Annotated in this window: 8 protein-coding genes; 7 read left to right on the forward strand and 1 reads right to left on the reverse strand. The window is 60.8% G+C overall.

The annotated features are described in order from the left end of the window. Positions 1 to 911: 911 nt before the first annotated feature. Complete coding sequence (locus tag RHODMAR_RS24865) at positions 912 to 2,165, reverse strand: PucR family transcriptional regulator (RefSeq protein WP_042940281.1); 1,254 nt, start codon at positions 2,163 to 2,165, stop codon at positions 912 to 914. A gap of 430 nt (positions 2,166 to 2,595) precedes the next feature. Here RHODMAR_RS24865 and RHODMAR_RS24870 point away from each other — a divergent pair, with 430 nt between their 5' ends. The 7 genes from RHODMAR_RS24870 to RHODMAR_RS24905 all read left to right on the forward strand — a co-directional run bounded on the left by RHODMAR_RS24870 (position 2,596) and on the right by RHODMAR_RS24905 (position 10,675). Beyond that, positions 2,596 to 4,347, forward strand: coding sequence for an FAD-dependent oxidoreductase (locus RHODMAR_RS24870; RefSeq protein ID WP_008720356.1), 1,752 nt, complete (start codon positions 2,596 to 2,598; stop codon positions 4,345 to 4,347). A gap of 226 nt (positions 4,348 to 4,573) precedes the next feature. Beyond that, a complete protein-coding gene (locus RHODMAR_RS24875) occupies positions 4,574 to 4,894 on the forward strand; it encodes a 2Fe-2S iron-sulfur cluster-binding protein (RefSeq protein WP_008720357.1) in 321 nt (106 codons plus the stop codon). Positions 4,895 to 4,918: 24 nt separating this feature from the next. After that, positions 4,919 to 6,307 carry a cytochrome P450 gene (locus RHODMAR_RS24880; protein ID WP_008720358.1) on the forward strand — a complete coding sequence of 463 codons (1,389 nt, stop codon included), beginning with the start codon at positions 4,919 to 4,921 and terminating at the stop codon, positions 6,305 to 6,307. After that, entirely contained in the window at positions 6,304 to 7,512 is a 1,209-nt protein-coding gene (locus RHODMAR_RS24885) for an NAD(P)/FAD-dependent oxidoreductase (RefSeq protein WP_008720359.1), read from the forward strand. Before RHODMAR_RS24880 ends, RHODMAR_RS24885 begins: the two co-directional genes overlap by 4 nt. A 69-nt stretch (positions 7,513 to 7,581) precedes the next feature. Continuing rightward, the gene (locus RHODMAR_RS24890; protein WP_042940302.1) at positions 7,582 to 8,346 is read left to right on the forward strand and encodes a transglutaminase-like domain-containing protein; all 765 of its coding nucleotides are present in this window, start codon (positions 7,582 to 7,584) and stop codon (positions 8,344 to 8,346) included. A gap of 381 nt (positions 8,347 to 8,727) precedes the next feature. Further along, positions 8,728 to 9,564, forward strand: a complete 837-nt coding sequence (locus tag RHODMAR_RS24900) for an SDR family oxidoreductase (RefSeq protein WP_008720362.1) — start codon at positions 8,728 to 8,730, stop codon at positions 9,562 to 9,564. 85 nt (positions 9,565 to 9,649) lie between these two features. Then, complete coding sequence (locus RHODMAR_RS24905; protein ID WP_081606111.1) at positions 9,650 to 10,675, forward strand: DUF4872 domain-containing protein; 1,026 nt, start codon at positions 9,650 to 9,652, stop codon at positions 10,673 to 10,675. Positions 10,676 to 10,907: the final 232 nt, after the last annotated feature.

A 10,907-nucleotide genomic window follows, 5' to 3' on the forward strand; every position in this document is an offset into this window, starting at 1 on the left:
CAACTCGGCACAACTGCCGGCGTGTGGCGTCAGAAAAGCTCTCCATTGCAGAGGTCGGCTACGCACACCCCTCGTCTGCGTAGCTCGACCTACATCTGGCTGGTTTTCACGTCGCGAATATTTCGGCGTTCGATCAGACTCGCGCACCCATGGTAAGTCAACGGAATCCACGCGGGTGCCAACATGAACAGTAGGAGCGGTGTCAATGTGAAGAATGCAAAATCCAGCACGATACCTCGATTTCCACTGCATTCGTGGAGGCCTGAAGAAGCCGTCGTCGTGGTGTCGATCGTACTGGATCGGCACCGTTCTGTGATATGTCCAAGTTGGCCAAAGTCGCAAGGAGTCCTTGTTCTTTATGCACAACTCATCCTTCCCTCTTTGACACATGAGGAATGGCTATCGTACAACTAGGTCGTATCGAGTTCGCTCCCGTACTTAAAGGAATCAACCTTGAATCGAGCATTGGACCGTCTCGCAGTTCGTGGTCGGGTGCTGGTCACACCCTGCCAGGGGGAGCCCGAACTGTGGGACTACGAATCCGATCCACCCTACGAGACGGTTGCTCAGCGAGCTGCGCGTCATAAAACTGCAGCGGACTCTTGCATGAAATGTCATATACTGACCGACTGCGAGCAGTATCTTGCTACTGATCCTTCGCCAGTCGGAGTGTGGGCCGGTCGAATCTTGGAGACGTCCGAAGGATCTGTCGAATCAAATGCGGCGAACATTGCGACAAGTGAAGGAATCGAGGGCAAAGAAATGGATATCAATGACCGAATCAAGTCGCTTTCACCGAATGCGGCATTCGATATTCTGATAGCAACAATCGTGAATCAGCGTGGCAATGGAGTCTGACGAACGTGGCGCTGGAAACCTGGAAGGTTTGAGCCGGGTCGCAGCCACCCTGCTCAAACCGTCAACCGTGCGTCTACTGAGCCGAGCGGTATGGGTAATTTGAGTACTGTGCTGGGTGTCCACCACGCGGCATCCAGCGCAATCCTGAGGTTCATGAGGATGCCGGCATCGTCCAGCTTGCAACCGCACTCTTTCGCTGCTTGTCGGATGCGGTATTTGACCGTGTTGCGATGGATCGTCATGTCGTGAGCGGTCGCGGTAACGCTACAGTTGTTTGCCAGGTAGACTCGCAAGGTCTCGCGGAGCCAGCGGTTCCGCGCACTGTCCAGAAGCAATCCTCCGAGTGAGTCTTCCGCTAGATCCCTTAGGCTTTCCGGATCTTCGAGCAGAAGAGTGATGGCTGCAACTTCCTCGAAAGTTACCACCGGACTGATGTCGACCTTGCCGTCCGAAACCACGCGGGCCGCGCGCTCTGCCTGCCTGGCTGTCTTCCGAAAACCATTTTCACCACTCTGCACGGTTCCAATTGCTGCTCGAATTCGGCCGTACTTCTGAAGAACGTCTGTAACGCTTTCAAGGCAAATCCTTCCGGCGTGAATTATCGGAAACCAAACCAGGGATCGGGCATCGCCTTTACTGTTGACTTGCGGTCGACCGATCGTACCGAGTCTGACGTTAACGGTATCTACGAGCTGGTGCCAGGACTTGCTCGGGAATGGTTCCCGGTCATTCGTCCAAAACTCAATGGCAATATGGTTTCCTGTGAGATTGTAATATGAATCGATTTTGTATGCGTCCAAAGGATCTGTGCATGATGGCGACATTGCGCGTTCGAGTTCCGTGTTTACAGAACTATTTTCTTCACGTATCTTCGATTTCTCCGCTTCGTATTCTGAACATGCGTCCTGACACACGCGGTCTATGAAGACGGCAGACCTGCTGACCAGATGCGCAAGTTGATTCGCGGCCAACGTGTGCGTAGCTCGCGAGAGCGAGAACAGGACATGCTCAAGAAATCTCGATTGGCCCAGGTGATAAGCGCGGGCGAGCGCCGTCAGCGGGACATGCGTGTGTGCGAGAACGCGAGCATGGCACAGGGCGGCATGCGGAGCTCGCAAGTTGTCGTGCTCAGTCCTGTCGGCCAGGAAGTCGATAGCCGCATTGATGTTGGCTTTCACGCTGGTGTGTAGAAGTCCGGTTGCGTCTGCATTGCCGTTCATTTCATGGATTGATGCACTTATGAATGAAGAGATATTCTCGGTCAACTCTGCCTTCCTGTCCTCCATCTCGTCCACAAGTGTTTCCATCAAATGAGTCGATACCATTTTAGTGTCATACCTACCCTGGTAGTTCAATTCTGGAGCGGCACGCCATTTCGGTGACGATCGCTGCGGATCTAGCTTGTCGATCTCGGGGCTTGCCCCGCCGCCTGTGCACCTCGGCTTCTCGTCAGAGCCCTCCTTGCTGGCTTCTGACGCACCGGCTCCTTTCGGTTCGGCTCGCCGGTGACGGAAGCGTCAGCGGCTTGTGGTTGATGAGCTGCATCACTAGTATCTGTACACGCAGGCTTCATCTGTCAATTAATTGGACAAAAAGTCATCGTCTGTATAGTAGTGTGCCCGGGTAGGCAGGCGGTCGGCTTTGGTCTCACCGTCGAGGGGGCGCACTCTTGCGCTGGGGTCCAGGCCCCTGGGGCGAGGAGCAGTTATCCGGTTTGAAGAACCAGAAGGAGACGCCATGGCGACGCCACCGAGCAGTTCAATCGATTACGACGTTCTGATCGTCGGTTCGGGCTTCGGCGGAAGTGTCACCGCGCTGCGGCTGGTGGAGAAGGGGTACCGCGTCGGGATCTTGGAAGCCGGCCAACGCTTCGAGGACAAGGACTTCGCGAAGAACAGCTGGGATCTCAAGCGTTTCCTGTGGGCACCGAAGCTTGGGCTCTACGGCATCCAGCGCGTGCACCTGCTGCGCGATTGCCTCATCCTCGCCGGTGCCGGTGTGGGCGGCGGATCGCTGAACTACGCGAACACCCTCTACAAGCCGCAGGCACCGTTCTTCGAGGACAAGCAGTGGGCGCACATCACCGACTGGAGCAGTGAGCTCTCTCCGTTCTACGACCAGGCCACCCGCATGCTGGGCGTGGTGCGCAATCCGCACATGACCCCCGCCGACGAGGTGATGAAGTCGGTCGCCGAGGACATGGGCGTCGCCGACACTTTCATTCAGACACCGGTGGGCGTGTTTTTCGGTGACGAGCCCGGCAAGACCGTCCCGGACCCGTACTTCGGCGGCGCAGGCCCCGAGCGCACCGGATGCATCGAATGTGGTGAGTGCATGACCGGTTGCCGCCACGGAGCCAAGAACACCCTGCTCAAGAACTACCTCGGTCTCGCCGAGCGCGCAGGAGCCGAGATCGTGCCGATGACGACGGTGTCCGGCCTGCGCCCCCGATCCGACGGCACCTGGGACGTCGACACCGAGCGCACCGGCGCTCGGCTCCGCAAGGGCAAGAAGACCTACAGCGCCGCCAATGTCGTTCTGGCAGCCGGTACCTGGGGCACCCAGAACCTGCTGCACAAGATGAAGGACACCGGCGCGCTGCCCAAGCTGTCGGACACACTCGGCGAACTGACTCGCACCAACTCCGAGTCGATCGTGGGAGCCGCGAAGTTGGCGGTCGATCCGAACATGGACCTCACGCACGGCGTCGCCATCACGTCCTCGTTCCACCCCAGCCCCAACACGCACATAGAGCCGGTCCGGTACGGCAAGGGCTCGAACGCGATGGGCATGCTGCAGACGCTCATGACCGACGGCGGGGGGAGGATCCCGCGATGGCTCAAGTTCGTGTTCGCGATGATCGCGCATCCGATTCAATTCGTCCGCGTCGTCAACGTCCGGCGCTGGAGCGAGCGCACGATCATCGCGCTGGTGATGCAGAACCTGGACAACTCGATCACCACGTTCACCAAGCGTGGGCCGTTCGGCCGCAAGATCTCCAGCAGGCAGGGCCACGGTGAGCCGAACCCGACGTGGATCCCCGAGGGCAACGACGCCACCCGGCGCATTGCCAAGAAGATCGGCGGCCTCGCGGCCGGTACCTGGGGAGAGCTGTTCAACATCCCGCTCACCGCCCACTTCCTCGGCGGCTGCGCCATCGCCTCGGATTCGGCGCACGGCGTCATCGATCCGTACCACCGCGTCCACGGATACCCGACGCTGAGCGTGGTGGACGGGGCGGCCGTGTCGGCAAACCTCGGGGTCAACCCGTCGCTGACCATCAGTGCGCAGGCCGAGCGGTCCGCCGCGCTGTGGCCGAACAAGGGCGAGCTGGATCTTCGCCCGGCACAGGGGCTTCCGTATCAGCGGCTCGATCCCATCGCCCCCAACTCGCCCGTTGTTCCGGTGGACGCTCCGGGTGGACTGAGATTGCCTATCGTCGAGATCCGAAATGGCCATCTGGTCGCCGGTGAGACGGCTTCGCGGTGAAAGAAGTACTTGGTGAGCGCGCATTTCGAAACAGGAGCCCAGCCGCTCGATGCCTTCGTGCGGAGCGCAGAGTTGTCGCACTCCACATCTGGAGTGGACTCAGGTCGGATCTCTGGGGCGAACCGTCTGACCCGAATTCACAAGTTTTTGACTCTACGTAACATGGCCGCCATTCACGTTTGCGGCGACACTGTTATCAATCGCGGAAGAAAATTGAGGAGTTGACATGGCAGTTGTAACTTTCGTCGCCCACGATGGTGAGAAGCACGAGGCGGGCTTGGTCGAAGGTCGATCGTTGATGCAGATTGCAACCGACAATGCTGTGCCGGGGATCGATGGAGACTGTGGGGGCGAAACGGCCTGTGGCACCTGCCATGTGATCGTCGACCCGCAGTGGTCAGGAGAGGTGGGTCTGTCCGGTGCCGACGAGGAGGAGATGCTGGCGATGAACCCCGAGCGTGAACCCACGTCTCGGTTGTCGTGCCAGATGGTGGCCTCGGAAGCGTGGGATGGCCTGATCGTTCGAACACCTGAATTCCAATTGTGATGTGTGAAAGGCAGGCACGACAGCATGAAAGTTTCTGAGTCGATCACCGACAAGGTCCAGTCGACCATCCCTATAGGGCTGCAGATCCAGGGCGCTCATCTGTACGACAAGACCCGACGGTGGGTGACTGGCACGAATGGCAAGAAGATCTTCGTCGAAAGTCCCATCCCACCGGTCGAGGATGTCGAGCTCGCCGACATCGACCTCAGTAACCCCTTTCTTTACAGACAAGGGCGGTGGCAGTCGTACTTCGAGCGCGTGCGGAACGAGGCACCGGTTCATTACCAACCCAACAGTCCGTTCGGCCCGTTCTGGTCGGTCACGCGCCATGCCGATATCGTGGCCGTCGACAAGAACCACGCTGTGTTCTCGGCCGAACCGTTCATCGTCATCGGCGTCCCGCCCCGGTTTCTCGATATCGAGATGTTCATCGCGATGGACCCGCCACGCCACGACAAGCAGCGCGCTGCCGTCCAGGGGGTTGTCGCACCGCAAAACCTCCGGGAGATGGAGGGACTGATCCGATCGCGGGTACGGGAGGTGCTGGACGACCTCCCCTTGAACGAGCCGTTCGACTGGGTGCAGAATGTCTCGATCGAGTTGACAGCTCGGATGCTCGCAACTCTTCTGGATTTCCCCTACGAACAACGCCGCAAACTCGTCTACTGGTCCGATTTGGCAACCTCGATGGAGCAAGCCAACGGTGGGCCCTCGGACAACGACGAGGTGTTCGAGGGCATGCGTGACATGGCCCGTGGCCTCAGCGCTCTCTGGCATGACAAAGCAGCCAGGAGGTCTGCAGGGGAAGAGTCCGGTTTCGATCTGATCACCATGTTGCAGAGCAACGAGGACACCAAGGATCTGATCGATCGTCCGATGGAATTTCTGGGCAACCTCGTCCTGCTGATCGTCGGTGGGAACGACACGACGCGAAACTCGATGAGCGGTGGCGTTCTTGCGTTGAACCAATTCCCCGACCAGTTCGAGAAATTGAAGGCCAATCCCGATTTGATCCCCAACATGAACTCGGAAATTATCCGATGGCAAACACCCTTGGCGTACATGCGCCGAATCGCCAAAGCCGACACCGTTCTGAACGGACAATTCATCCGCAAGGGTGACAAATTGGTGATGTGGTATGCCTCGGGTAACCGCGACGAACGCGTTTTCGAGAATCCTGATGATTTCATCATCGATCGTGCCAATGCGCGCAATCACATCGCGTTCGGATTCGGTGTACACCGGTGTATGGGCAATCGGCTGGCCGAAATGCAGCTGCGGATTCTGTGGGAGGAGTTGCTTCCCCGCTTCGAGAACATCGAGGTCGTCGGCGACCCCGAGTATGTTCAGTCGAATTTCGTGCGGGGCATCAGCAAGATGATGGTGCGCCTGACGCCTACTTCCAGCGCATGACATCGCAACGGGCGATCATCGTCGGCGCAAGCCATGCTGGGGCACAACTGGCAGCTAGTTTGCGCCAAGAAGGTTGGACAGGCGAGATCGTCCTCATCGGTAACGAGTCTGCCACTCCCTATCAACGCCCCCCGCTGTCGAAGGCATACCTGGCGGGCAAATGCGTACTCGACGATATCGCCATTCGCAGCACGGACTTCTACTCCAAGCAAGGTATTCAGCTCCTGAACGCGCAGGTGGAGGCCATCGTTCGGTCGGAAGGCAACGTCGTTCTCGACACCGGGGAGAAGCTGGCCTACGACAAGCTCGCGCTGTGCACGGGAGCCCGTCCTCGTCGGCTCACCGTTCCCGGGGCCGATCTCCACGGGGTCTACTACCTGCGCACCGCAGCGGACGTCGAGAGGATCCGTATGGCCACCGGCCCTGGCCGGCGGGTGGTGATCGTCGGAGGCGGCTACATCGGACTCGAGACAGCGGCATCGCTGCGCGCACTGGGCGTGCAGGTCACAGTTCTCGAGGCAACTGGGCGTGTGCTCGAGCGGGTCACTGCTCCCGAGGTTTCGACGTTCTTCGAGCGGATACATCGCGAGCAGGGAGTCGACATCAGAACGAACGCGATGGTCGAAGGCCTGTCCGGTGACCGTGAGGTTCGTGAAGTCAGTTTGGCCAGCGGGGAATCGATCCTCGCAGATCTGGTCATCGTCGGTGTCGGCGTCGAGCCGAACACCGACCTCGCCGCCGATGCGGGTCTTGTCATCGACAACGGCATCGTGATCGACGATCACACTCGGACCAACGACCCCGACATCATGGCGGCGGGGGACTGCGCGAGCCACGACATGGCCCGTTACGGCCGTCGACTACGGTTGGAGTCCGTCTCGAGCGCAGGAGAGCAGGCCAAAGTCGCTGCCTCGACCGCCTGCGGGAAGTCCAGAAAAATCGAAGCGTTGCCGTGGTTCTGGTCAGATCAGTATCACTTCAAGCTGCAGATCGCCGGCCTCAACACTGGATACGACGAAGTGGTTCTCAGTGGTGACCCCAGCCGCGACAGTGATTTCAGTTGCTTCTATCTCCAGGCCGGTGAGCTCATTGCCGCCGACTGCATAGGTCGCCCGCGCGAGTTCATGTACAGCAAACGGGTGATCGCCCAGCGACTCCCCGTCCAACGCGAAGACCTGATGCTCGGCGGACTCGCGCGCAACTGACCGATCCTTCGGTCGTTGTGCACACAACAGCAACCGGTTTGCTCAGAAAAGGGAACATCAGCGATGACCATGACAGACCGCCCGCCCGGGGCACATACGACGCAGACACCATACGCGTACCTGGGAGCAACGGACTTCCTCGACATCGAGCACGAATCCGTGCGGGCGTTCACCGCCGCGGCAATCGGGGATGCGAGCAGCGACCGTGACAAGGCCAGACGCCTCTTCGCCGCCGTCCGCGACCGGATCTGGTACGACCCGTACACCGTGTCGGACGATCCGGCCCACTATCGGGCGAGCTTCGTCCTCGAGACCGGGCGCGCTTATTGCGTCCCGAAGGCGGTGCTGTTGACCGCAGTGTGCCGGGCGGCGGGTATTCCGGCACTGCTCGGCTTCGCCGACGTCCGAAATCACCTGCAGACCGAGGCGTTGCGCGCGCTGATGGGCGGCACCGATCTGTTCGTCTATCACGGCTACAGTCGTCTCTACATCGAGGGCCGGTGGTTGAAGGCCACGCCGGCTTTCAATGTCGAGTTGTGCGCTCGTTTCGGCGTGCCGCCAGTGGAATTCGACGGCGATCGCGATGCTCTCATGCATGCCTTCACCGCAGACGGAGCTCAGCACATGGAGTATGTCCGCGAGCGAGGAGTCTTCGACGACCTACCCTTGGACGCGATCTTGACGGTGCTTCGGCACGCCTACGGACCGAAGATCTTCACGGGCGCTCACCCACTCGACGAGGCTTTCACCGGCACACCCGATCGCCGCACCCGGCCGTACGAAAATCCGGGGATCGAAACCCGCCGCGGGGGTCTCGATGAACACAAGCGGTGAGAACATACGCCCTGAACCCCGTATCGCAGCCGACTGCCGATCGGTCGGAGTTCTCTCCGCGAACAATCGCGGTCGTGAACACTCGGACTGCCTCGGACACCTTCGAATCGGGTGAGCCGATACCTGCTGGCAGAGCTGTGCCGCACGACTGTCTCGTCGGCGTGGCCGTGTTCTGGCCGACACCGGAAGTTGCACCGAACAGACGAGACCCGTTCTGCCGCCGGGGTTGCGGCTGCGCGCGATGAACGACCGATCCGAACGCCTCCCCGGGCACGAGACGCCGCGCGATACCCATATCCCTCTTCCGTGTGCGCAGCCGCTACCGCGAGAGCGGGTCGAACGGCGTGTCCCGATGTCGCATATCTATGCAAGGAGCGCAGCATGATGAACAACGCACCTCACACCCCCGCCAGGACCGTGGCGATCACAGGTGGAGCTCGCGGCATCGGCTATCAGACAGCGAAGGAGTTGATTCGACGAGGCCACCGGGTCGCCATCGGAGACATCGACGAGGCACGTGCGAAGGAGGCCGCCGCCGAACTCGGGGTGAAGGTCGTCACCCGACTCGACGTCACCGAACCTGACTCGTTCACAACGTTTCTGGACCTGGTCGAACGTGAACTCGGACCCCTCGACATCCTGATCAACAACGCGGGCATCATGCCTACCGGCCACGCCCACGAAGAGGACGATGCAGTAACCCGGCGGCAAGTCGAGATCAACGTCCTGGGGGTCATCTTCGGGACCAAACTGGCTCTTCAGCGAATGCTGCCGCGCCGCACCGGACACATCATCAACACTGCGTCATTGGCCGGCGAGCTCGCGGTACCTGGTTTGGCGACCTACTGCGCTACCAAGTTCGCAGTCATCGGATTCACAGAGGCCGCACGACTGGAGTACCGCAAGTCAGGGGTTCGACTGTCCACAGTCCGCCCGACGTTCACCAACACCGAACTCGTCGCCGGAACCGCCGGCGCAAAGGGATTACGCAACGCCGAGCCGGAGGAGATCGCCCGCGCGACAGCAGATCTGATCGAGTATCCACGCCCCTTCGTCCGCGTCACCCGTCTCGCAGGCGCAATGGTCGCGGCGGTGAAATTCGTCCCCCGGCGGTTGGCGACCGGACTGGGTGCGGCCCTGAACACAGATTCGGTGTTCCTCGCGGACGTGGACATGGCTGCTCGCCGAACGTATCTCGACAGAATCCAGAACAGCTGAGCGTGCCGACACGCGCGCTCGACCAGCCACCCGAAAGGCAGCCACAGTGACCCACACGACTCTGATCGAGAACTATCCCCACCGGATGGGAGGGCACTGCGGGTCAGGTGCAATGCGAGACCTTCTCCATTGGCACGGTCTGGGATGGGACGGACCACCCGACGAGGGGTTGGTGTTCGCACTGGGTGGTGATCTCGGTTTGTCCTACCTGCGATCGGCCGACCTGGTCCCACCGATATACCTGGTCGGCCGCGGTGCCGACTTCGAGATCGACTTGCCGCGCAGGCTCGGCGGACAAGTCGAGGTTCTCACGACCGACGATCCCGCTGAGGGATGGTCATGGGTTCGCGACGACATCGATGCGGGACGACCCAGCCTGGTCTGGGCCGATATCGCTGAACTGCCCTACCTACGGGTGAAACTGCAGATGAGTCGCCACGACATCGTGGTGATCGGCTACGACGAGATCGGGGGGACTGCCTCGGTCGTCGACAACGATCGGGCCGACGTGCAGGAGATCCCGCTCGACGCGCTGGCTCGGGCGCGATCCTCCACCTCGTTCCCACAACCGACACGTCACTGCACGTACCGAATCACATGGCCACAGACACTGCCGCCCGTGTCGACTGCCGCGGCCGCGGCCTTTGCCCGATCCGCCGCCAGCATGCGCGTCCCATCGACACCGGGAATAGCCGACCACGTACCAGCGGCCGGTGCCGAAGGATTGGCCGCGGTCGACCAGCTGGCAACCGACGTCAAGAGCTGGGTCGACCTTCCGCCCAATGACCTCGAGACGCTGCTGTTCAGTCTCGGTATCTTCATCGAAAAGGCCGGAACCGGAGGCGGGCTCTTTCGTCGGCTTCTCGCCGACGGCTGTACCGAGATTGCACGTCTGACCGGTGATCCCGCTACCGCAGACCTCGCGGTGGCCGCCGATCACTGCGCCCAGGCCTGGACCGAAACTGCCCGCGCCGGAATGGAACGCGGTCTCGGTGTGCGAACACGCGCAGCTGCGGTGGCCGTGTCGGCTGCCAGACTGCCTGCACTCGAGCTGATCCTGGTGGAGTCCCTGGAGTCTGCTTCACGCTCGCTGTCCGCCATCACGGGATGAGGCGCACCGTCGTTCGATGGCGCGCGGTAAACGGCGCATCGCACTGTGCTGCAGCCGCTGGTGTTGGATCGCCGCAGGCGTGCGGAGGCACCGAACGACCGAAGTTGCCGTACGGAACAGTCGAACGCCTCTCGGTGGACGCTGCATCGATGCCGTGTCGTTGCTCGGCAACAGACCCTGATCCCTGCCCCACGCCGACAACAATTCAGCCGCCGACGGAAGCCCTCGATGT

It is taken from the genome of Rhodococcus sp. AW25M09 (assembly GCF_000333955.1).
GTDB lineage: Bacteria > Actinomycetota > Actinomycetes > Mycobacteriales > Mycobacteriaceae > Rhodococcoides.